General features: G+C 31.4%; 22 protein-coding genes. 8 read left to right on the top strand and 14 right to left on the bottom strand.

Annotated features, from left to right (window positions below; genetic code table 11):
* Positions 1 to 259: 259 nt before the first annotated feature.
* The gene (locus X927_RS03270; protein WP_103076680.1) at positions 260 to 1,663 is read right to left on the bottom strand and encodes an AAA family ATPase; all 1,404 of its coding nucleotides are present in this window, start codon (positions 1,661 to 1,663) and stop codon (positions 260 to 262) included.
* A 321-nt stretch (positions 1,664 to 1,984) separates the two neighbouring features.
* Between X927_RS03270 and X927_RS03275 the strand changes: the two genes are divergently transcribed.
* From X927_RS03275 to X927_RS03300, 6 genes are all read left to right on the top strand, one after another.
* Positions 1,985 to 2,194: a hypothetical protein gene (locus X927_RS03275; RefSeq protein ID WP_103076681.1), complete on the top strand. Its 210-nt coding sequence runs from the start codon at positions 1,985 to 1,987 to the stop codon at positions 2,192 to 2,194.
* A 197-nt stretch (positions 2,195 to 2,391) separates the two neighbouring features.
* Positions 2,392 to 2,982 (top strand): RpnC/YadD family protein, encoded by a 591-nt coding sequence (locus X927_RS03280; RefSeq protein ID WP_103076682.1) that lies wholly within the window; start codon positions 2,392 to 2,394, stop codon positions 2,980 to 2,982.
* 402 nt (positions 2,983 to 3,384) lie between these two features.
* Positions 3,385 to 4,368 carry an Rpn family recombination-promoting nuclease/putative transposase gene (locus X927_RS03285; protein WP_103076683.1) on the top strand — a complete coding sequence of 328 codons (984 nt, stop codon included), beginning with the start codon at positions 3,385 to 3,387 and terminating at the stop codon, positions 4,366 to 4,368.
* Between the two features lie 208 nt (positions 4,369 to 4,576).
* The gene (locus X927_RS03290; protein ID WP_103076684.1) at positions 4,577 to 4,906 is read left to right on the top strand and encodes a hypothetical protein; all 330 of its coding nucleotides are present in this window, start codon (positions 4,577 to 4,579) and stop codon (positions 4,904 to 4,906) included.
* Positions 4,907 to 5,048: 142 nt separating this feature from the next.
* The gene (locus X927_RS10455) at positions 5,049 to 5,141 is read left to right on the top strand and encodes an Rpn family recombination-promoting nuclease/putative transposase (RefSeq protein WP_425440362.1); all 93 of its coding nucleotides are present in this window, start codon (positions 5,049 to 5,051) and stop codon (positions 5,139 to 5,141) included.
* Between the two features lie 7 nt (positions 5,142 to 5,148).
* On the top strand, positions 5,149 to 5,388 hold the full coding sequence (locus tag X927_RS03300; RefSeq protein ID WP_103076686.1) for an RpnC/YadD family protein: 240 nt from the start codon (positions 5,149 to 5,151) through the stop codon (positions 5,386 to 5,388).
* Between the two features lie 181 nt (positions 5,389 to 5,569).
* On the opposite strand, the gene X927_RS03305 is transcribed toward X927_RS03300, so the two are convergent.
* The 3 genes from X927_RS03305 to X927_RS10145 all read right to left on the bottom strand — a co-directional run bounded on the left by X927_RS03305 (position 5,570) and on the right by X927_RS10145 (position 8,038).
* Positions 5,570 to 6,163 (bottom strand): hypothetical protein, encoded by a 594-nt coding sequence (locus tag X927_RS03305; RefSeq protein WP_103076687.1) that lies wholly within the window; start codon positions 6,161 to 6,163, stop codon positions 5,570 to 5,572.
* A 356-nt stretch (positions 6,164 to 6,519) separates the two neighbouring features.
* A complete protein-coding gene (locus X927_RS03310) occupies positions 6,520 to 7,794 on the bottom strand; it encodes a tetratricopeptide repeat protein (protein WP_169925113.1) in 1,275 nt (424 codons plus the stop codon).
* 91 nt (positions 7,795 to 7,885) lie between these two features.
* Positions 7,886 to 8,038: a hypothetical protein gene (locus tag X927_RS10145; RefSeq protein ID WP_169925114.1), complete on the bottom strand. Its 153-nt coding sequence runs from the start codon at positions 8,036 to 8,038 to the stop codon at positions 7,886 to 7,888.
* Between the two features lie 524 nt (positions 8,039 to 8,562).
* On the opposite strand from X927_RS10145, the gene X927_RS03315 reads away from it, so the two are divergent.
* Complete coding sequence (locus X927_RS03315; protein WP_103076689.1) at positions 8,563 to 9,597, top strand: Rpn family recombination-promoting nuclease/putative transposase; 1,035 nt, start codon at positions 8,563 to 8,565, stop codon at positions 9,595 to 9,597.
* Between the two features lie 171 nt (positions 9,598 to 9,768).
* Here the strand turns inward: X927_RS03315 and X927_RS03320 are convergent, their stop codons facing one another.
* Positions 9,769 to 11,214 (bottom strand): UvrD-helicase domain-containing protein, encoded by a 1,446-nt coding sequence (locus X927_RS03320; protein WP_103076690.1) that lies wholly within the window; start codon positions 11,212 to 11,214, stop codon positions 9,769 to 9,771.
* Positions 11,207 to 12,889: an ATP-dependent nuclease gene (locus X927_RS03325; RefSeq protein WP_103076691.1), complete on the bottom strand. Its 1,683-nt coding sequence runs from the start codon at positions 12,887 to 12,889 to the stop codon at positions 11,207 to 11,209. Before X927_RS03325 ends, X927_RS03320 begins: the two co-directional genes overlap by 8 nt.
* A 721-nt stretch (positions 12,890 to 13,610) precedes the next feature.
* On the opposite strand from X927_RS03325, the gene X927_RS03335 reads away from it, so the two are divergent.
* A complete protein-coding gene (locus X927_RS03335; RefSeq protein ID WP_103076693.1) occupies positions 13,611 to 13,811 on the top strand; it encodes a YjzC family protein in 201 nt (66 codons plus the stop codon).
* A 63-nt stretch (positions 13,812 to 13,874) separates the two neighbouring features.
* Here X927_RS03335 and X927_RS03340 read toward each other — a convergent pair whose 3' ends face one another.
* The 8 genes from X927_RS03340 to X927_RS03375 all read right to left on the bottom strand — a co-directional run bounded on the left by X927_RS03340 (position 13,875) and on the right by X927_RS03375 (position 22,240).
* Entirely contained in the window at positions 13,875 to 14,744 is an 870-nt protein-coding gene (locus X927_RS03340; RefSeq protein ID WP_103076694.1) for a hypothetical protein, read from the bottom strand.
* Between the two features lie 454 nt (positions 14,745 to 15,198).
* Positions 15,199 to 15,426: a hypothetical protein gene (locus X927_RS03345; RefSeq protein ID WP_041534104.1), complete on the bottom strand. Its 228-nt coding sequence runs from the start codon at positions 15,424 to 15,426 to the stop codon at positions 15,199 to 15,201.
* 232 nt (positions 15,427 to 15,658) lie between these two features.
* On the bottom strand, positions 15,659 to 15,790 hold the full coding sequence (locus X927_RS10100; protein ID WP_169925115.1) for a helix-turn-helix domain-containing protein: 132 nt from the start codon (positions 15,788 to 15,790) through the stop codon (positions 15,659 to 15,661).
* A 384-nt stretch (positions 15,791 to 16,174) separates the two neighbouring features.
* Positions 16,175 to 17,473: a lipopolysaccharide biosynthesis protein gene (locus X927_RS03355; RefSeq protein ID WP_211287804.1), complete on the bottom strand. Its 1,299-nt coding sequence runs from the start codon at positions 17,471 to 17,473 to the stop codon at positions 16,175 to 16,177.
* A gap of 795 nt (positions 17,474 to 18,268) precedes the next feature.
* Positions 18,269 to 19,201 (bottom strand): GDP-L-fucose synthase family protein, encoded by a 933-nt coding sequence (locus X927_RS03360; protein WP_103076695.1) that lies wholly within the window; start codon positions 19,199 to 19,201, stop codon positions 18,269 to 18,271.
* Positions 19,202 to 19,227: 26 nt separating this feature from the next.
* A complete protein-coding gene (gene gmd, locus X927_RS03365) occupies positions 19,228 to 20,349 on the bottom strand; it encodes a GDP-mannose 4,6-dehydratase (protein ID WP_103076696.1) in 1,122 nt (373 codons plus the stop codon).
* Positions 20,350 to 20,507: 158 nt separating this feature from the next.
* Positions 20,508 to 21,638, bottom strand: a complete 1,131-nt coding sequence (locus tag X927_RS03370) for a glycosyltransferase family protein (RefSeq protein ID WP_103076697.1) — start codon at positions 21,636 to 21,638, stop codon at positions 20,508 to 20,510.
* Positions 21,639 to 21,742: 104 nt separating this feature from the next.
* The gene (locus X927_RS03375) at positions 21,743 to 22,240 is read right to left on the bottom strand and encodes a winged helix-turn-helix transcriptional regulator (RefSeq protein WP_103076698.1); all 498 of its coding nucleotides are present in this window, start codon (positions 22,238 to 22,240) and stop codon (positions 21,743 to 21,745) included.
* Positions 22,241 to 22,278 lie beyond the last annotated feature (38 nt).

Raw genomic sequence — 22,278 nt, forward strand, 5'->3', positions numbered from 1 at the left:
TATCTACCTCCTACCCGATTAAAAACTGTTGCTAATTTGAATGAACCTTTGCTATTGCTAACTACTTTTCGTTTAGCAGACACTTATTTTCGGTACACTTTTCGTTTAGTAAGTGACTCGCTTAAGGTAGCGTTTTTCCTGACTGCTGTGGGTAGTGAAGTAGTCATTCCGCCACTTTCGGGGTGTTTCTCCATCTGGCTTGGGTAAATTTAATTCAACTCTAACTTAATTACCCACTATTTTCGAGGAGAAAATCAAATTAATTCTTCATTTTAGAAGACACAAAATCTTTAAAACTTATTAAAATAACATTATTGCTGGCTTTGGCAAAATTCAAAGTTTCTTTCGTAAAACCGTTTTTCGAGAAAAGTATATAAAATTTATTCTCAAAATGAAATAAAGCCCCTTTATCCATAAGTTTTTTAACTACTGACATATCTACCAATGAATTATGCCATTTGCATTCACCAAGAAGAATGTTTTTCTTATCGTAGGCTACTATATCGATTTCTTCTTCCCTCTTTTTAATAGGATTATTACCCCACCACTTGCCAATATTTTCAAAGATGAATGGCAATTTACCATCGGCATTCATTTTTTTCAGGATTTCAACAGAAATATCTTCAAAAATGGGGCCTATATACTCATTCATAAATGGCTTTATTTTATTTTGTATAACGAAATCCGCCAATCCTTGTTCAATTAATGCTTTGTTTTTAAAAACAAACCTATACCAAAATTTAAAAAAATTATCCTTAATCTTGAAAATACTCCCCCTGCTTTTTCTGCCTATTGGTTCAGGTTTTATTCTTTCAACGATCTTTAGATCAATCAAGGTTTCCAAATACTTAGCCACTTTGGAATTATCGAAACTGATTCTTGAGGAAATTTCATTCAATTTTCCATTTCCTTCTGCTAAAGCTTCTAAAATCGAATTATAAATCAAAGGCTCCCTTAATTCTTGTCTTAGCAAGAATGTAGGTTCTTCATTAAGATACGATGATTTAAATAATATTTTTTGTTTTATATTTTCATAAACGTCCACTTTTTCATCAAAGGTGACCAAGTATTGTGGTGTACCCCCTAAAACCCCATATGTGTTGACTTGTTCCTCCCTTGAATATTCTGGGAAAAACTTTCGACTGTCAAAAAAACCAAAAGGGGTAATCTCAAATTGTGCGGTTCTTCTCCCATACAACGGACTTTTATAACCTAAAACTTCGTTTTCCATAAAACTAACATATGAACCACAGATTATCAAAAATAATTTGGTGTCTTTCAAACTATGATCTATCAATTTCTGTAAAATCGATGGAATACTACGATTCGCATTCACTAAATATTGAAACTCATCAATTACTATCCCCAATCTTTCTTCTCTTGTTCTATTTGCAATAAAGAGAAAAGCTTCTTCCCAGGAATTAAACCCAGTTAAGCCCTTTAAATTGAAAAACGAAAAAACCTCTTTAGAAAACTTTTCTAATGAAACGCTATCTACTGATTCATCGGCAACAAAAAATATAAAAGGCTTTTCTTTGCAAAATTCCAAAAGTAAGGTGGTTTTCCCAACCCTTCTTCTTCCATATACAACAACAAATTGGAACTTGTCTTCTTGATATAATTTGTTTAAAGCGGTTAATTCCGATTCTCTACCAATAAACATATAAGTCACCTCTATAACTTACTCACGAGTTAGTAACTCATGAGTAAGTAACTCTAAAGTTAGTATTATTATACCACAAAATTGTGGTTTTTAGTGAAAGGGTTAACTGTGTGAGGATAGCTTGGTGAAAGGTAAAAACCTTTTCTCATGGGTGGGGAGCGGAGCAAAACTTCTTCCTCTTTCCTTATGGGAGGGCAGCGGGGGAAGGGCGCTATAAAACTTATTATACAAGAGTTATATGATAAGATAACCCACCTTTAAAAACATATGGTATAATATAAATAGTTCAACAAACTATCGTGTAACCAAAAGGGGGAGCTGATGAAAGGCACTAACATAACCCACAACCGTCAGGACATTATCTTCAAAAAGATGTCAGTACTATTCAAAAACGAAACACTCAAATATTATGAATTAAACTTACCAAAGATAATCTCAGTAAAACCAACAGAACTACCTGTAATAAACGTATCAGACAGAAACATGGATTTTTGCAGCTTTGTGCAAAAAGCTTTATTTGTAATGCCTTAGAAACTATTTCCAAAATCTGATTTGCGAAGCATTTTGCGGCTTTGTGCAAAAAGTTTCACTTGTAATGCTTCAAAAACTCTTTCCAAAACCTCATTTGCGATGCAAATGACGTATCCTCATGGAAGAAAGCAGACTTACTAAGATTTGCACAATACGACATAGCGTTATACCAAAAAGAAAGAAGAAAGATAAACACGGTGGTAATATACTCAGGGAAATACGAAAGTGCAGAAAATGAATTAGACATGGGTTTAAATAAATACAAAGTTTTACAAGTATTCATGATAAAGTACGATGGAATAAAAAGGTATGAAGAGATAAAAGGAAAGATAGAAAAAGAAGAAGAACTAACGGATAAAGACTTAATGGATTTAGTATTCTTACCCTTGATGAAAAACGAAAAAAGCGAAGAAGAAGTGACAAAAGAAGCGTTAGAGTTAGCAATCACTATACCGGATGAAGACAAAAAAGAAGCAGTAATAGGATCGTTATTAGGGTTCTCTGATAATTATGTAAGGGAAGAGTACATAAACAAACTGAAAGAGGTGATACGAATGACAAAGATAGGAGCCTCATTATTTGAAGAAGGTGTAGAAAAAGGTGAAAGAAAAGGCAAAATTGAAGAAAGAAAAGAATTAATAATTGAGATTCTGAACCAAAGGTTTGCAAAAGATTTTGATAAGAGATTAGAAGAAAAGATCAGAAAAGCAAATGAAGAAACCATAAACCAAATAAAGAAGAACATTCTAAATATTACACTAGAAGAACTAAAAGAGTTACTTAAATAATTTCTGAAAAGACGCCCTCCATGGGCGTTTTTTCAATTAAAAACTGTTGTTAATTTTAATGAACATTTGTTATTGCTAACTACTTTTCGTTTAGCAGACACAGGTGGGAAGCGGAGCAAAACTTCTTCCTCTTTCCTTATATGGACGGATAGCGGAGTGAAAAGGTAAAAGCCTTTTTTCATGGGTGGTCTGCGGGGAGAGGTCGACAGAATCTCTTCCTTAAATGGGCGGGCAGCGGTGTGAAAAAGTAAAAAAGCTTCCTTTTCCTCACGGGTGGGGAGCGGGGGAAGGGCGCTATAAAACTTATTATATGCTAGTTGAGTAATAAGTTAGCACACCTTCAAAAAGATATGGTATAATTAAGTTGAATAACTCAAATCTTACAAAAAAGAGAGACCAAATATGAATGAATTAGTGCACAATCCTCATGATCTATTCTTCAAACGAATTTTCAGTGACATAAGGATAGCTCGAGATTTCTTATGGAACTATCTCCCTCAAGAAGCTGTAGAAATAGTATACCTAGATTATTTAATTCCTGAAAACAACAGTCATGTTGATGAAAACCTAAGAGAAAGCCTCTCGGATATGTTGTATAAAACAAAGATAAAAGGACAAGATGGCTATATATACATTCTGATGGAACACAAAAGCTACATTGAAGGGAAAGTAATCTTTCAACTGTTGAGATACATTACGAGCATATGGGAAGAAAAATACGATCCCAAAACAAAAAAGGTACCAATAATAATACCAATAGTAATATACCATGGGAGAGAAATCTGGAACGTAGAAACGAACTTATCAAATATGGTGCAAGGGATAGAAGATTTATCAAATGAACTAAAAACATACTTACCTACATACCGATATGAAATATGTGATTTCTCGATCAAAGGAAAAAAAAGGATAATAGGATTAACAGCGATGAAAGTTGCAATAGAAGCAATGAGAGCAGGAACGGCAATGACCAAAGAAGAATTTAAAGAAAGATTAAGAAGGGTATTTGAATACATAAAACAACTACCAGAAGAAGAGGTACATGAATGGTTTGAAGAGTGTATGGTCTATTTACTAAACGTAAGGGAAGATGTAACGATAGAGGAGATATTAAAAGTACAAAAAGAAATAATGCCTGGAAGGGGTGAAATAGTTATGACGATAGCTGAAAAGTTGAGAAACGAAGGTAAATTAGAAGGTGAAAGAGAAGGGAAACTTGAAGACAGAAGGGAAGTAGCTATAAAGTTATTAAATAAACGATTTGGAAAAGAATTTACACAAGAGATGAAAGAGAAGATAAAAGAAGCTGAAGAAAGAAGAATAAACCAAATAATTGACAACATATTTGAAATAACCATAGAAGAACTAAAAGAGTTATTGAAATAATGGCAGTAAGTAAAACACTATCTGATATTTTTGGATAGGTAACAGGGCAAAAACCTTTCCCATTTCCTCATAAGTGAGTTGCGGAGTGAAAGGGAAAAAGGCCTCTTTCCTTAGATGGGCGGGCTGCGGGGCGAAGGGGCGCTATCTCTTAAGTTCTAGAGTCTTCAAAGTTTCTATTTGCTTTTCAAAAAGAAGGGGGTAGCATGTAATGCTTACAGTTCTCAGAGCCTACAAATTAGGCAAAGATTCTGGCTTAATTCTATACCACGATACAAAAGAAAAACTCTACTATACTTACCTATACTCCATGGGTTTAATGTTATATGGAGACTCCATAAAACAATCTCTTGATGAAACCAAGCAAGTTTTAAGCGAATACCAGGAATTTATAGAAAAAGGCAAGTTAAACCCTGCAACTCTATTAAAAAAAGAAAAATTAACTAAAACTATTCAATTATATTGGGGCTTATTAAAAGCAAAAATTTTTTCACATTTTAACAGTAAAAAGAATTCTTCCCATTTTTTATTACACCATTAATGCTAATCCTTCAGGTAAATTAACCTAGTCCACGAAGTAAACAAACTCACCAAAAGTTTCTACACTGATTTTGAAGACATCTTTTGAAGAAGGTCTCTTAATTAATTCCTTTAAAGATAAATTAACGAAGCACATAAAAAAGTTGTACAAAACAAAGATAAAAGAACAAGATGGCTACATATACATTCTGATGGAACACAAAAGCTACATTGAAGGGAAAGTATGGAAGGGGTGAAATAGTGATGACAATAGCTGAAAAGTTGAGAAACGAAGGTAAATTAGAAGGAGAAAGAGAGGGGAAACTTGAAGAAAGAAAAAGATTTATAGAATTTATTATAAAAAACTTAAGCAAGAGATTCGGCAACCAACTAACTGAAGAAATAAAAGATAAGATAAGAAAAGCAGATGAAAAGACGATAGATTACATAGGAGACAACTTGTTAGAAATAACTATAGAGGACCTAAAAGAGTTATTGAAATAATGGTAGTAAGCAAAACACTAGCTGATATTTTTAGATAGGTAACAGGGCAAAACCCTTTCCCATTTTCCTCATGGATGAGTTGGGGAGTAAAGTGGGAAAAGGCTTTTTTCTCATGGGTGGGCGGACACACTTTGTATAATCGGGTACACTTTTCGTTTGGTAAATGCAACTGCCTTAACTATTAATCAGATTTTATTATGTGTGGCTCATAGTAGTTCTCATTATATAAAAATATTTTATCGAAATTATTTTCTCCTTTAGTATATGAATTAAGTATTTCCCTTACATTTTCGATGTCGCCAGCTAGAAAATTCAGATCTTTAGATGGCTCACATGATGTGATTATTAATAAATATATTTTATCAACTTTCTCTCTGTAAAGGGGGATTTTTTCAATCTTTTTATTTATTATTTCGGGTAATTTCTTTTTATAATAATTAATCGAGACATAATCCCCTCCTCCTTCACGTATTTTAAGTTTCTCACTATAAAGTTTTTCTATTGGTTCACCTACTAAATATTTACATATTAAAGAATTTTTATTTGATTCACAGAATTCTTCAAACGAAGAATATTCCTTATTTCTTCTTGCTATTATATATTTTATGTATTCTTCAGTAAAGTCTTTAATAAATTGGCTATCTTTTATTTCGTTTCTTTTGGTTTTTTGGTTTCTTTTGCTTATATCAGAAGCTAAGCTATCAGAGAAAAAAAACCAAATATCTATTTTAATATCTTCTTCCTCTAAGTATTTTTTTATGTTTTTACAAATCATATCTTCTAATTTTTCGCTTGCCTTCCTACTTTCATGAATAGTTTCTGTGATCTCTATCCCGATTTTTTCATTATCAAACTTAATTATAAAATCAGGAGATTCACTACATTCTAAATGAGAATTTACAGGAAAAAGATCCTTATCAAAAATTTTATAATAATCGCTGAAAAAATCTTCTAATAGCTCAAATTCATCCTTTTTTTATCGCTTATTTTTTTCACCCCCGCTTTTTGCACCGCTTTCGATACTTTTAAGTGTTTTAGAAAGTATTCCGACAATTGGTCCAACAGATGATATTCCTGTGTTTGACAGTTACAAAAACGTTGGAAACTTGGTTAAAATTGTTTGCACCTCAGTTATTCTAATTTCGTATATTTTGCTTCTATTTCCTTCATTATTTCTTCCATTACCGTAGGAGATAGAACAGGCTCATAGGGGGGAGGAGATTGTAGTTCTACTTCAATACCTTTTATCTGAATGCGTTTTATGTTTGGTAAAAAAAGGATAATTATTAAAAGTACAATAAGAAATACATAAAGAGACCAGTTTATTTGAAGAGAAGGAAACCACCCAGGAATAAATGGGTGAAGCAGCAACAATGCAAAAATAAGCAGTAAAAGAATGGAAAATCCGAACCTCTTAGGCCAGCGATATAAAGGGGAATTTAACCACCAGCGCCACCAGGGTGGCTTAATCCGATAGTTCCAAATATTGCCGAGCAATTCACGAGCGGGTGCCTTTATTGAGGATTTTGATTTTAATTTGATACATTCTTGAAGTTTTTCTTTTGCTGTTAAGATATCATTACTTTTAAGGTAGAAGTGCCCTAAAAAATACAGGACATACGCCCTCATCTCTTTTTCCTGTTTTTGGTTTTTCGACAACGTTTCATTCATCTTTTCCAGGTTTCTTATGATTGTGGCGACTTCTTCTTGATACTTTTTATATTCTGAATCCAAATTGAATCCTATCTTAAGATAGTTGGTATAAGTATCCCAGAGGAAATGTACTGGATTAGCTCCATCCAAAGACATTGCCAGTTTAAAGGATTCACTTGCAGCATCATAGTCTTTTTCTTCAATTTTGATTCTGCCTTGTAAATTCAATGCAGGTACAAGATCGCTCTCTATCTTGAGTGCCTTTTCAACATTTTCAGAAGCTTTTTTAAGATTCCCAAGTTTAAAAAATAGTTCTCCTAAGTTGGTGTATGCCAAGGCAAACTGTGGATTTATCTCTATGGCTTTTTTGTGGGCCTTTAGTGCATCTTTGTGTCTCCCGAGTTCGCTAAGTGCAACACCTTTGTTGGACCAGGCTTCGGCATACTGTGGATATATCTCGATTGCTTTCTCGTAAGCCTTTAGCGCTTTTTTGTGTCTCCCAAGCTTGCTAAGTTCAAAACCTTTGTAGAACCAGGCTACGTCAAGCTGGGGAAATAACTTGATGATTTTTTTGTAAGTCTTTAGTGCTTTTTTATGTCTCCCAAGCTCGCTAAGTTCAAAACCTTTAATAAACAAGGTTACGGCATACTTTGAAATTACCTCGATAGCTTTCTCGTAAGTCTTTAGTAGCTTTTCACGTTTCTCAACTTTGCCAGCTTTAGCACCTTTGTTGAACCATTTCTTATCACTCATTTTGTTTTTCCCGCCCTCTTTCACTTTCCCTTCAGCCATTGCTATTGCTAACGATAACTGCACATATCTTAGTTCATCAATATCGCTATACTTATGTATTTAGCTTTGCTTCCTTTATCTTCCTTTTTGATTGATACCAAGTTTCTCTTCTATCTTCCTTACTTGATAGCTCTTTTAACTGTTGCTCTGTGTACCCCATTTCTTTTGCTATCTCTCTTTGACTTTTGTATTTGTTAAAATACAAAGATCGTAAAATTCTTTATTCAAATCGTCTGCTTTTTAATTTTCAGTCATTACTTTTATCTTTATTTCTTATTCTTTCTAATTCTTTATCATGCTCGTCTCTTAGAAAATATCTTCTTCCCCTATCATTGCTAATCTATTATATAGCACTTCAAGAGGTGAAAAAATATGACCCTAATTATCATTACAGATTACAAAATCAAGAACTGAGAGTTCACAGCAATTATACAGCAAAAAATATTAAAAAGAAAAAGAACGCATTAGATAATATTAGATGTCAATAAAAAAATTGGTTAGATCATAATTCAATGTCTTTAAAATGACACCTTTTTTTTTATGGGCGGGCAGCGGGGGAAGGGCGCTATAAAACTTATTATACAGAAGTTATATGATGAGATAACACACCTTCAAAAAGATATGGTATAATTAAGTTGACAAAGAAAACACTTCACTAATTTTATGGGGTGGGCAGCGGGGCGAAGGGGCGCTAAACACAACAAAAAATAAACCAAAAAGGAGAAGCTTATGTCTAATCCAATAAAAGATTCCATATTCAAAGAATTATTTGAAGACAGAACCGTATTCTATGACTTCCTAAAAGCCTTTCTACCAAGAGAGATAACAAAACAAATAAAAGAAACAGATTTAAAACGTGAACAAACTGAACTAATAGGCAAAGACTTCTCCGTAAAAAGATCGGACATACTATACAAGATAGAAAAAGGAAACGCCCCGAAGGGGGTTCAAGGAAACGGTCAAGATATATACATATACTTATTGTTAGAGCATCAAAGTAAAGTTGACCAATTGATGGCATTCAGGATGTTGGCATACAAGTTAAGAATATGGGAACGATATGTGAATAGTCACAAAAAAGAATCAGAGCAAAAAGGATTCAAACTACCAGTCATAATAGGGATGGTCTTTTACGATGGAAAAGCGAAATGGACATCACCAATGGACGTAAAAGACAAGATAACAGAGATAAAAAACATGGAAGAATACTTAATAAAAGCAAATTATGAACTAATAAATTTAAGTAATATAAAAGAAGAAACGATAATAAACATGAAGAAGGCACTAGGGGTAATCTTATTAACGGACAAACCAAACGTAAGGGTAAAAAATGCGGAAGAGTTGCTAAAGATTATAAATGAAGAGATAATATCAAAGTTGCCGGAAGAAGAAAAAGAGAAATTTAATAAACACAGAAACGCATTCATAGAACTGTTCGGAAAGAGGACAGATTACAAAGAGATAGAAGAAAGGTTCGAAGAGCTAAAAGAAATGGAGGTGCCAAAAATGTTTAACACATTAGAAGAGATAGCAAAAAGAGACAGAGAAAAGGCTAAATTGGAAGGTGTAAAAGAAGGAGAAAGAAAAGGAAAAATTGAAGGTGAAAAAGAGTTTGCAATTAGAATATTAAGCAAAAGGTTCGGTAACCAACTAACTGAAGAAATAAAAGATAAGATAAGAAAAGCAGACGAAAAAACGATAGATTACATAGGAGACAACTTGTTAGAAATAACCATAGAAGAACTAAAAGAAATATTGAAATAATTTTTGAAAAGGCGCCCTCCATGGGCGTTTTTTCAATTAAAAACTGTCGCTAATTTTTTGAATGAACATTTGCTATTGCTACCTACTTTTCGTTTAGTAGACACTTATTTTTGGTACACATTTCGTTTAGTAAGTGCAGTTGCCTTCTTGATTTTGCAAATAGGATTTTTCCTAATTTACATTTCTCTGTTTAGAATACGGCGATAGAATTGAACTATTTGTAAAAACTATCAATTTGTGAGAAGCTCTTGTTAAAGCAACATATAAATTTTTAGGATCTTCGAATTTATGTGCATTTAAGACCGCAACAGTGTCAAATTCTAATCCTTTAACTAATAAGGTAGTTCCTATGCATTTTCCTTCAATTTTTCTTCCTATTTTTCGCTTTCTGTTCTTTATTTTTTTCATAGATTCATATACAGATGTGTTATTATATTCCGCTTCTTCTAATGCTTTACATAAATCGTTAAATAATTCTTTTCTATAACACAATACCCCTGGAAGATTTTTAATTTGCTTTAAAGTTTGAGCAATAAGTAAAAAAGAGATTTTATTTTGTAATTTTTCTAAATTCTTTCTTATTGGTTCTATTTTCTCTCTATCTTTCTCATTCTTTTTCTGTTTCAATGATTTTTTATTAAACCAATTCTCAATTCCTGTTTTTTTAAATATTGCCTTCGTAGAAATAAAATCATAAATTATTTTATAAATATTATCAGGAGTGCTTTTATCAAAATTCTTTGAAAATTTATAGAAGTCTTTATCATCAATCGCTTCAACTAAATAAATCCGATTTTCAAAATTCTTTATTATTTTTATTCTTGTATTTATACTTCTACTTTCTGGGTGAATTATCAAGAGGTTGCTTTCATTAAGCAAATCCCAGATTTTTTTATTATAATTAGTATGTGGTTTAGAAATATCTTCTTCATTAATATGTACAACTTCAATAGCATCTTTAAATGTATTCAAATCTATATCTTCTTTGTTCTCTAATTTCTTTCTTATTTTCATTAAACATATTCCCAATTCAGGATTTGTATTTTTCCATCTCCAAGGTTCCTTCAAATCAAATTTTTCAAAACCCTTTAAATCCTCATCAAAATCTACCAATTTCTGTTCTCGAAAACTAAATATTCCTTGTAAAGGGTCACCTAATACATGAGTTGGTAAAATTTCTGATAATGCCATTATAAATTTGTGTTGATTTTTTGCACAATCCTGATATTCATCAACAAATAAACCTGCATATGTTAATTTAATAACATCACTTATTGGCTTTATTTTCACTAACTCAAATGCTTTTTCAATAATGAAAGGGAAATAATCTTTACTGTCTTGTTCAGGAACATCGTTTCGACAGTAAAAAGCATTAACGTATTTTTGAGCATAACTATCAATAGTTTCAACTCTGTATTTATTAGTTTTAATACCTTTCTCTTTAATTTTTTCTTTAAGTGAAGCAACTCCTGCATGAGTGTGAGTTAGTATTAAATGCACTCCTTCCGTATATTTTAAACATTCTGCGATAGTATAAGTTTTGCCACAACCAGCTGGAGCAATTAACAGACTTTTCCTTTTAGAAATAAAATTTTTCAAATCTATATAGTCACTCATTATCTATCCAACCCGATAGTTCTTGTAGTCTTTTCCCTAACGTTTTGTCTTTAATCTTATCAAAGTATTTAAAAATAACCGATCCAAGAAATTCACCATGGTCAATTCGTTTAAACCAAGCTTTATCTCGTGCAACTTCCCCAAGTACTTTTCTAATTTCCAGATCATCATTTTCTTTCCAATCCTTGCCTAATTTTCTTTTAATTTTATCTTCAATACAATTTTTTACCGATTCTTCAGACGTTTTAGATTCTTGATACGCTATCAACTCTTTTACTGCATCCCAAGGTAAATCATTAAAGACCTGCTGTTCAATTGAATTGTTCTCATTCCAGTCAAATATCTTAATTCCTTTATCCTTCATTTTCTTTTTTTCATTATTTAAATTTTTTTCATCTGAATCGCAAAGCACACAAATATCTAATTCAAGTCTCTTTAATTCACGTGCTCTTTCAGAAAGATTATTGCCTCCTCCTCCGGTATATACTACATCTAATGCTGTTAGGTTTGTTTTCCCTTTTGTTATTCTAAAATCATCTAATGCCCGGCAAATTCCAATTTCTGTTTTACCCTCACAAACAATAACCTTTTTTGCATAAACAGCTTCAGGACAAGCTCTAATTACACCTTGAAATTTTTTATCACTTTTTTTACATTGCACCATACCATTATCATTATTGAGTATTAAAATATTTTCCACTTCAAGCTCTTCGATTATTCCCTGAGAGTGGGTAGTTATAAACATTTGTCCCTTATTGTTTTTATATAAAGTTCTCGCTAAATGTTTTACTCTGTCTGGTTCCAATCCTTGTTCTATTTCATCAATTAATATTATACCTCCACTTTCAGCCAATGCCATTTGCGATGCGATTGATACTAATCTTTTACTCCCTTTACCTTTTAAACGGAGTGGAATTTTTCCATCGTGAAGGCTAATTTTCCCATCTTTTATGAAAATATCTTTGAAGTCTATAGAATTAGACACGTCAGGAAGTTTTATCCCTAATTCTTCTGCTTTTGACTTTAGAATATCAATTACTTTTTGAAATTGTTCAAATGGATAACTATCGAGCTTATTTTTAGCATGCCTAATTGTATCTATTAAAATAGTATCCTTTTCGGAGGTAGCAACATTTTCCCCTTGTTTTAGTAAAGAATATAATGGACTTCCTTTATTCCAATGGAAATGAACATCTAAATAGTCAGAAACCATAAATGCGTTTAATTTTGCCCTATCATAAGCTGATATTTCAGTTAAAGAATCTTGTCTGCTATTTATTATATGCCATTTCGGTTCTAAATCTTTTTCTACCTTTAATCTAACTGTTAATGCCTTCTCATATCCATCTTCTAATTCATCTTTAATAGCATTAGTTTTTTTATCAATACCTCTTATATAAAGACCATATTTATCTTCTCTTAACAATTCGTCAGGAACCCCTACTAATGTTGCTTCAATCTCGATAGGATGTTCTATATCACAATTGTAGAAATCAGTATCATAAAAAGATAAATTCCAGTTTGGATAAAGCACATACAAAATTGCACTTAAGACAGATGATTTTCCTGAGTCTCCTCTCCCTACCAAACATATCAAATTTAAATCACCAAAAGTATAGGAAAATTCTTTAATACCTCTAAAATTTTTTATATCAAGTTTATATATTCGTGCCATAGGTCCTCCTATCCTTTTTTATATGCTGCCTGAACTTTTAAGTTCGTTTAAAAGTTTGTTCGCTACCCACCTTCCGCCCATAAATCCGATACTTGGTTGACCTTTCAAGGCCGTATTAAAAGGATAATTGTAAAAGGCGGATCCTCAAGCAATACTAAAGTGGTGTGAAAAAATATGATCCTAACTATCATTACAAATCACAAAATCAAGAAATGAGAGTTCATAACAATTATACAGCAAAAAATATTAAAAAGAAAAAGAACGCATTAAATAATATTAGATGCCCATAAAAAAGATTGGTTAGATCATAATTCGATGTCTTTGAAATGGTACCATATCTTTATTTTCAACTCGGGGTGAAGCCCTTTCCCACTTCCTTAAATGTGCGAGCAGCTGGGTGAAACATTTTTTCACCTTCATTAGAAGGGCGGAAAGCTGGATGAAAAGGGAAAAGAATTTTTTCCTTGTGGATGGGAGCTGGGGAAGGGCACTAACAAAGATCCTTTTCCTTATGGGCGGGAAGCGGGGGAAGGGCGCTATAAAACTCATTATACAGGATTTGTGCGATAGGGTGGTACACTTTTTTCGTTTTAGTAAGTGGATAAAATTATATTTATTATATTATTTCATTATAATTTTCTATATATAGTATTTATCATTTTGTATAACCATTATGTTTTGGTACAATTGAATTGAGTAAATAAGAAAGGAGGTGAATTTTATGCATATAGGAGCAAGATATAGAACAGGTGAAAAATCTCCTGCAAATGCTTATTACAAGTGGGTAGAATATACAGATGGAACAAGAACACCTAAACCTACTAATGAAGAAATGAAAATTCATTTAGAAACTGGTGAAACATTTCCACCAATCAATTCTTGTGATAAAGGGGCAATTTGGGAATTGACCTCGTACGAATGATTTTTTGATTTGAACGAAACAGCAGACGATCTTTTTTATTCAAATCGCCTGCTTTTTAATTTTTTAATCATTGCTATTATCTATATTTTTTATTTTTTCTAATTCTTTATCATGCTCGTCTCTTAGAGAATATCTATCATTCCCTATAATTGTTAATCTATTATATAGTACTTCAAAAGAATTATTTGGATTATGTATAAATAGGCTATATGTATTATCCAACTCAGGTAAATATGTTTCTTCATTTTCTACTATTCTATAAAGAATATCATGATCGATAATTTTTAAAGATTTGTAAGGATGATATTTTTTCAGTTTTCTAACTTCACCATGATATTCTCTAGAAAATAAAGTATTATCTGAAATTAAATATAACAAACTCGCTGATGTCAAAAAAAAGTCATTTGCACTATAATTTTTTGGCAAAATAAAAAAATCAATTCTAGAAAAAACATCTTTTTTTCCATTAATTATATTGTCCTTGGGTATTCCATCTTGAATTTTTTGAAATTTTATTGAATTATCAAAAAAATTTTTAGGAATATATAAGCTACAAATTGGAAATGGAAACAATTTATCGTTTTTAATTTTACCTTCATGTCTTATTTCTAAATCTTTTTGATTTTTTTGGTTTTTGAGATTTATAACTGGCATTTTTATATTTCCATTTTGATTATAACTAAATCCATGCCAAGATACCTTATAAATCGATTTTTTGAACTTTTCTTTATGATTATCTCTTTGAAAATACAAATTATCAAAAGGATGATTTTTAATTCCATCCATCATTATATCTAATTCTCCGTCATAAGAATCATATTTGTCTTTATCTGGTTCTTTAATTTTTAATCGAAAAAGTATTTTATTATCTCTGACAACATAAATTTTATTATGGTCAGAATTCTTTATTGAAAATACCAAATCAGCATCCATATTATCACCACTAATAAATAATTCCATGTTCCTGTATATAAACCATTTTTGTAATCTACAGTACATTCTATCCAAATAGATTGATGTTTATATTTTATTGGGTTGAACCTTATATCATCAGAATTTGCAAAATTTGAAGCACCAATAGTTGATTGACCTTTCAAGGCCGTATTAGAAGGATAATTGTAAAAGGAGGATTCTCAAACAATACTAAAGCGAGGTGAAGCAATATGATCCTAACTATCATTACAAATCACAAAATCAAGAACTGAGAGCTCATGGCAATTATACAGCAAAAAATATTAAAAAGAAAAAGAACACATTAGATAATATTAAATGTCCGTGAAAAAGATTGGTTAGATCATAATTCGATGTCTTTTAATTTTGCTTCATATTTTTATGATCTTCAATTATTATTTCAATGCATTCATCATTTCTATACATTTTCATAAAACTAAAGGATATCCCTTACGATAATTCCATATCTATTAATACTATAAATAGTTCCTCCACTATTTAAATTTGAATTACCCCCATCGATTCCTCTATTTTCTATAAAGCCATAACTAAACAAACTTTCGAGAACATCTTTATCAGCAATAGAATCACCCGTAGAAATAGTATCTTGATTTGAAAAACTTTTTAGCGCAAATAAATCTTTATAATAACTCCTATTAATCAAATAACTAATTCTAAAAAAATCTCTTTCATTTAGTTTTTCCTCATTCTTTATTGTTTTATCAACACATTTAAATTATAGCTTATAGGGGTGCTACCTTTTTAAAAGCCAATAACAAAAATTAAAAGAAGAGTTCAAATAATATGGCTCAGTTCAAAAGACTCTTCATCGCTATACTTATGTATCTACCTTTGCTTCCTTTATCCTTCTTTTTGATTGATACCAAGTTTCTCCTCTATCTCCCTTGCTTGATAGCTCTTTTAACCGTCGCTCTGTGTATCCCCATTTCTTTTGCTATCGCTCTTTGACTTTTGTGTTTGTTAAAATACAAAAATCTTATATAATTGTATTTTACCTTCTCTATCACCTTTCTTTTCCTCCTGTACAATTGCTATGGCTAACCGAATACTGGTTCTTTCCACTGATTGTTGAACCCTATCCATTATTCTCAAGAAAAAGTACTTTCTGTCTCAACATCTCAAATTTGTTTCTTTCATACATTATCCTTTTAATAACTTTTAGTTTATTCACAGAACCTTCTGCCAGTCCATTGTTGTATTCATATATAATAGCATTTATAAACGCCAGGTGATTATTGTCAAAGCCGTCTCACGAGGCTAATTAAATTAACACTTGTTGATAAAGTTCAATAAGTGCATTGTTCAAATCGCAGCAGAAGTACACTTTAACCACGCCTTTAAAAGTTCATGGCTGGTTATATAACGAGAAAGATAAAAAAGATTATAAAAAATCAAACGTTCTCTTTCTTTTTAATTTCTTGGTTTAGTATTCTTTGTGCAACTAAAAAACCAATAAAATACTGAATTATAACAGCAAAAGAGTTAAGGGTAATATAAAGAAAAGAATTCAAAGAAAAGAAATGTGCTAAACTAAAGACCATTATAATTAAGACCACTCTTAATAAATCTACAAGTAATTGTTCTTTTAGTCTCTCATAAATAGTATACACTCTACTGATAGGTGTAAAAATTAGTCTCGAGAAAATCAAAACTGATAAAATTCTGGCGTATACTCCAGATAGATACCATTCAGGGCCAAACACAAAAGAAAAAAGAAATGGACCAAAAAACAATAATACAAGAAGTGGCACTAATCCAATAACAAAAAGTTTTTTGAATAAATTAAGAGAAAGATCTTTTACTCTTTTTGGATTAGAACTGCCTATGTTTGCGGCTTCTGAAAAGAAAACATCTCCAACAGATTGTCCAATTAAGCTCATGGGTAAGTTAATAATACTATTTGCTAGACTATATAAACCAAGAATTTCAGTTCCATATAAGAAAGAAATAAAAAACACAGGTAATTGTAAACCCGCAAAATTTAACAATTGATCAGGAACATAAAATATTGGAAAATTTTTGTACCTCTTGGCACTTTCAATTACTTTAATCCTATTTATTTTTTTTAGTAAGAATTTATCCTTTTGCACCAGAGGCCTTAATAATGTGGTCGCACCTGCCCCCTGACTAACTATTTGCCCTATCAGCAGCCCATCCGGCTTAATACCAAATAAGCCTAACACTATTTTTAACACATTTCCAGTAATACTTTGAGTTAATTTAGTTTGAGAAATAGCCTTAAAATTCTTCTTTCTAAATCCCCATCGCATTAAAATATTGTAATTTCCTACAAAAAAAACTCCAATTGGAATCAAAAACTTATAATTGATTAAAGCTTGAGCATCTAAAAAACTTAAAATACTATTACCAAAAAGAGAAAAAAGCACACCCGAAAAAGCGACATAAACAAGTAAAATTAAAAAACTTAAACCCAGAACATTAATAGCTTGCTCATCGTTTCCTGCTATTGGAATGGCATCTTCATACTTAAAACTAGCCGTGATTGCTATAAAACCTAAAATTGTAACGAACAAGGACAGAACACCATATTCCTCTGGAGTATATATACGCGTAATTATTGGAGAGAAAACTGCACCCAAGATCTGGGCACCTGCCGTCCCTCCCCCCATAATTAAAACATTTTTAGCAAAATTGCTTTGAAACACTTTATGAAATAAACTCTTTACCACTTAATTTTCACCTAACCTGAAGTCTTTATAATGTGGTTTACTTTATTGCCTTATTTAGTTTAGTAATTAAAATTTTAAAACAGTGACTCAACAATAAAAAATCCTCTTTTAACCCTTCAAAATAGTAAAATCGTTTTACAATGAATATGGTGAGTAAATAAACGAGAGATATACTTAAAAGTTCACTTTCAGCCAGCAAGAAAAAAAGTTGTTAGAATTTTTTTGGTAACAACTACTTTGCTTTTTGAGTAGCTGATAAAAGCTTTTATCAGCTCTGTTTCGAACCTTATCAAGTTACTTGTGTAACACTTTGATAACATGGAATTTATCAAATATTATTTAAGAATTTGAGAAATTCTTTCCTTCGTTACCTTTGAAAAGCTATAAAATATTACAAAATACGAATGAAATTAAACATCTACCTTTTACATATTTATGTAAAATCCTATTATGAATTAAAAACATTTTTCAAAGATTTGACAACACCTGAACTCTCACATAACTCTTGTGCTATGGCTAACTGAATACTGGTTCTTTCCACTATTGTTGAATCCTATCCATTATTCTCAAGAAAAAGTACTTTCTGTCTCAACATCTCAAATTTGTTTCTTCCATACATTATCCTTTTAATAACTTTTAGTTTCTTCATATAGCCTTATGATGGCCAATTTTTGCAGTCACATACACTCTATTTCAAAGTGCCTCCAAAAAATTTTTATTAAATTGAATATCATAGGTTAATTAGTTCAATTAACAACAGAAAGAACCACTTGTATTTTAGTGAGAGCAACCTCTTTAGCTTTTCCAATTCTCCTTAAACCACTGGTATGTAAGTTCTAAGCCTTCTTTCAATTCTATCTTATGTCTCCATCCTGTGTTGTGCAATTTTGTTACATCTAAGAGCCTCCGTGGCACCCCATCGGGTTTGGTTGTGTCGAATCTTATTTCTCCTTCGTATCCCACAACTTCTTTTATCAATTGTGCGAGTTCTTTTATTGTTAAATCTTTACCTGTTCCCACGTCTATAAGTTCTTTACCTTCATAGTTGTTCATTAAATGTAAAACAGCATCTGCTAAATCATCCACATACAGAAACTCTCTTCTTTGATTTCCAGTTCCCCATACCTCAACGTATGGGTTGTTGTTTATTTTTGCTTCATGGAATTTTCTCAGTAGTGCCGGTAATACATGGGAAGTTTTTAAATCAAAGTTGTCATTTGGACCATACAGGTTGGTTAACATCACGCTTATAAAGTTAGTCCCGTATTGTTTGTTGAAGTATTCACACATTTTTAATCCAGCTATCTTTGCTATTGCATACGCCTCGTTGGTTGGCTCTAAAGGTCCTGTGAGTAGATATTCTTCTTTTATTGGTTGGGGACAATCTCTTGGATATATACATGAACTTCCAAGGAAAAGTAATTTTTTTACACCGTAGTCATATGATGCTTTAATTACATTGCTTTCTATCATTATATTGATGTAAGCAAAATCTGCTGGATATGTAACGTTGGCTCCTATTCCCCCCACTTTTGCTGCTGCTAAAAATACATACTCTGGCCTTTCTTTTTGAAAGAACTCTTGTGTTTGTTGTTGATTGGTTAAGTCTAATTCTTTGTGTGTTCTTGTTACTATATTCGTGTATCCTTCGTTTTTCAATTTTCTGTATATGGCCGATCCTGCCAGTCCCTTATGCCCACCTACGTATATCTTACTGTCTTTGTTCATTAAAAAGAACTCCTTTCAAATATTGTCTACTCTTTTATCGATTCGTTTCTTTGATTTTCTTTCAAGGCAAGTTTTAAATCGCTTTCTACCATTATTTTTACAAGTTCTCTGAATTTCACTTGTGCTTCCCACTTTAGTTTTTCTTTTGCCTTGGTTGGGTCTCCAACTAACAAATTGACTTCTGTAGGTCTAAAATATGCTGGATCGACTTCGATTATTGTATCCCCTACCTTTAGTGGTGTTTTAATATCACCAAGCACTTCTTCGAGTTTTTCTCTGTCTAAATTGTCTACTACTCCTTTTTCATTGCTTCCTTCACCTTCCCATCTGATGCTAACTCCTAAGTTATTAAAGGTTTCTTCACAGAATTCTCTTACACTGTGTGTTTCTCCCGTTGCTATGACATAATCTTCTGGTTCATCTTGTTGGAGCATCAACCACATGGCTTTTATGTAATCAGGTGCATAGCCCCAATCCCTTTTTGCTGATAAATTTCCTAAGTATAACTTTTGTTGCCTTCCAACAAGGATTCTTGTCGCTGCCCTTGTAATTTTTCTTGTGACGAAAGTTTCTCCTCTTCTTGGTGATTCGTGGTTAAATAGTATCCCGTTAGAAGCGTGTAATCCGTATGCTTCCTTGTAATTTATGGTTATCCAATAGGCGTATAATTTCGCAGCAGCGTATGGGCTTCGTGGATAGAAAGGTGTTTTTTCAGTTTGTGGTATTTCTTGCGCTTTCCCGTAGAGCTCAGATGTACTTGCTTGATAGAATTTTGTCTTCTTTTCCAAACCTAAGAGTTTAATAGCTTCAAGAATCTTTAGCGTTCCTAAAGCTACCGTCTCAGCGGTGTATTCTGGCGATTCAAAAGAAACCTTAACATGACTTTGAGCAGCTAAATTGTATACTTCATCGGGTTCTACTTCTTTCATGATTCTGATAAGATTTGTAGAATCAGTTGAATCTCCATAGTACAGGATCAATCTTCTATTTTTTTCATGAGGATCTTGATATATGTGATCTATTCTTTTAGTGTTGAACGAAGAGGATCTTCTTATAATTCCATGAACTATATATCCTTTTTCAAGCAGATATTCTGCTAAATAGCTTCCGTCTTGTCCTGTTATTCCTGTGATGAGTGCGGTTTTCATTTGGGTTCCTCCTCAATTAATGTTGTATCTTGTATTCTTCTGCATAATACTCGACGATTTAATTTTATATTAATATTTCCTTTTTCTTATCCGGATTTTTTCGATTAGTTTCCTAATACTATAAAGAAATTAATGTTTAATGTAGTCTTTACTTAAAATTATTCCAATAATTTTTCCATATTGCTAATATATTTTTCAGCTGTATTTGCTATCATTTTATCAAGTGCGGGCTTACCGTATTTTTCATAATATTTACTATTTTCAAAATCGTTGATAATCTCTTTTAAAGTAGACTCCAAACTTTGAGTTACAATGAATAATCCATTTTTTAATATTAAATTTTCGTTATTTACTATAACTGGTACACCTAAAGAGGCACCATCAAAAACTACACCACTTACCTTTAATTCCCCGTACGGCAACTCGTTAGATATTAAACCAATTAAAAAATGGGAAGTAATTATTTCATTGTTAAATTCATTTTCTGATAAATGAGAATCAAAATATTTTATATTTATGTTTTTTTTCTTTGCATAGTCAATGATATCTCTTTCTATAACTTTTCCTAAAAATACTAATTCGTAAGACTCTTTACTAAAAATAGAAAAAGTGTCAATTATTGAATAGTAATTTTTTCTTTTTGATTCTACACCGCCAGGAACTACGAATTTAATTTTTTGTTTATTACAATCTTCCAAAAAGTTTTTCCTTTTTTCTATATAAATTGGTTTTGTTAATTTATAAGGGATTATTATTGAATCAATACCATATTTAACTTTTAAAGTTTTCGCCAGGTTATCCTGTAAAACCACAATCTTATTGAATTTTCTTAAAAACCTAATTTGAAATTTTTTAGGACTCTGTAAATTATATTTCTTTATTAAATTTGCATCGACTTTAAAATATCTATGAATATTATGTATTGTTAAAATTTTGTTTAAATTTTTAAATGAAAAATCAAAACTCATTATAAATTGTAATTTTTCATTATAGATTTCCAATACAACGAAATTATCTATCTTATTATTTTTAATAGCCTTTTTTATTCCTAGGTAATTTTTCACTAAATTCAACGACGCTTTTACCAGGGTTTTCTTAAATGAAAGACTTTCATTTAGTTTTATAAATTTAACGTTAGAATACAAATTAGGGTTTGTTTCTAATAACCAATCAACCCTCTTTTCATTAGTAGCAATAAATATTTCTTTATTTCCCATCAAGTTTATAATATTTACAAAGGTTTCTAAATAAGGTTCATGACATTCCGAATATAATAATATTTTTTTCATAAATCACCTCATTTAAAATAAAGCATCGCATTCAAGGTAATTTGTTATTTTCTTAATATGCTAGTAAAAAATTGACCTTTACTTGCGTTTTAATTACTTTCGTTTCAACCCCCCATCAAAAACTCACTCTTCAACCCTTCAAGTTTTGCTTTATCCTCAACATTCCAGTATAGTACAACGTTTGTAGTTTCTATTTTTTCAACTTCGTTTTCTGTTATGTATTTAACTCTCAACTCTTTCAATATCCCTTCTATTATTTCCTTCATTTCTTTATCTTTCCCAAATAGAACGTAAGTTCTATTTCTTCCATATCTTTGTGTTATTCTTTCTATGTTTTGTTTTATCAGGAATGTTCTTCTATAGTATATTTTCATATACTCTATTGTCTTTTTACTCTTTTCTTTGAATCCTTCTGGGGTTAATATGTACCTGAAACTCTTGCCGTTTAACCTTTCTAATTTGACAAACCCTTTTTTGATGAACTTTTTTAAAAGTATGTTCACCATTCCCAAGGATAGCCCTGTTTTTTCTGAAAGGTCTCTTTGAGTTATATTAGAATTCTTTTCTAATTCTTCTAAAATGAGTATCTCATTATCTTGCATTATATTCAACACCTTCGTTCAATTTTTGAACAATATAA

The organism is Petrotoga mexicana DSM 14811 (genome assembly GCF_002895565.1).
GTDB classification, from domain to species: Bacteria; Thermotogota; Thermotogae; order Petrotogales; family Petrotogaceae; genus Petrotoga; species Petrotoga mexicana.

Excerpts from the sequence above, each read along its gene's own strand:
- X927_RS03270 (WP_103076680.1), bottom strand. The coding sequence starts at position 1,663 with ATGTTTATTGGTAGAGAATCGGAATTAACCGCTTTAAACAAATTATAT.
- X927_RS03275 (WP_103076681.1), top strand. The coding sequence starts at position 1,985 with ATGAAAGGCACTAACATAACCCACAACCGTCAGGACATTATCTTCAAA.
- X927_RS03285 (WP_103076683.1), top strand. The coding sequence starts at position 3,385 with ATGAATGAATTAGTGCACAATCCTCATGATCTATTCTTCAAACGAATT.
- X927_RS03290 (WP_103076684.1), top strand. The coding sequence starts at position 4,577 with ATGCTTACAGTTCTCAGAGCCTACAAATTAGGCAAAGATTCTGGCTTA.
- X927_RS03300 (WP_103076686.1), top strand. The coding sequence starts at position 5,149 with ATGACAATAGCTGAAAAGTTGAGAAACGAAGGTAAATTAGAAGGAGAA.
- X927_RS03305 (WP_103076687.1), bottom strand. The coding sequence starts at position 6,163 with ATGATTTGTAAAAACATAAAAAAATACTTAGAGGAAGAAGATATTAAA.
- X927_RS03310 (WP_169925113.1), bottom strand. The coding sequence starts at position 7,794 with ATGAGTGATAAGAAATGGTTCAACAAAGGTGCTAAAGCTGGCAAAGTT.
- X927_RS03315 (WP_103076689.1), top strand. The coding sequence starts at position 8,563 with ATGTCTAATCCAATAAAAGATTCCATATTCAAAGAATTATTTGAAGAC.
- X927_RS03320 (WP_103076690.1), bottom strand. The coding sequence starts at position 11,214 with ATGAGTGACTATATAGATTTGAAAAATTTTATTTCTAAAAGGAAAAGT.
- X927_RS03325 (WP_103076691.1), bottom strand. The coding sequence starts at position 12,889 with ATGGCACGAATATATAAACTTGATATAAAAAATTTTAGAGGTATTAAA.
- X927_RS03335 (WP_103076693.1), top strand. The coding sequence starts at position 13,611 with ATGCATATAGGAGCAAGATATAGAACAGGTGAAAAATCTCCTGCAAAT.
- X927_RS03340 (WP_103076694.1), bottom strand. The coding sequence starts at position 14,744 with ATGGATGCTGATTTGGTATTTTCAATAAAGAATTCTGACCATAATAAA.
- X927_RS03360 (WP_103076695.1), bottom strand. The coding sequence starts at position 19,201 with ATGAACAAAGACAGTAAGATATACGTAGGTGGGCATAAGGGACTGGCA.
- gmd (WP_103076696.1), bottom strand. The coding sequence starts at position 20,349 with ATGAAAACCGCACTCATCACAGGAATAACAGGACAAGACGGAAGCTAT.
- X927_RS03370 (WP_103076697.1), bottom strand. The coding sequence starts at position 21,638 with ATGAAAAAAATATTATTATATTCGGAATGTCATGAACCTTATTTAGAA.
- X927_RS03375 (WP_103076698.1), bottom strand. The coding sequence starts at position 22,240 with ATGCAAGATAATGAGATACTCATTTTAGAAGAATTAGAAAAGAATTCT.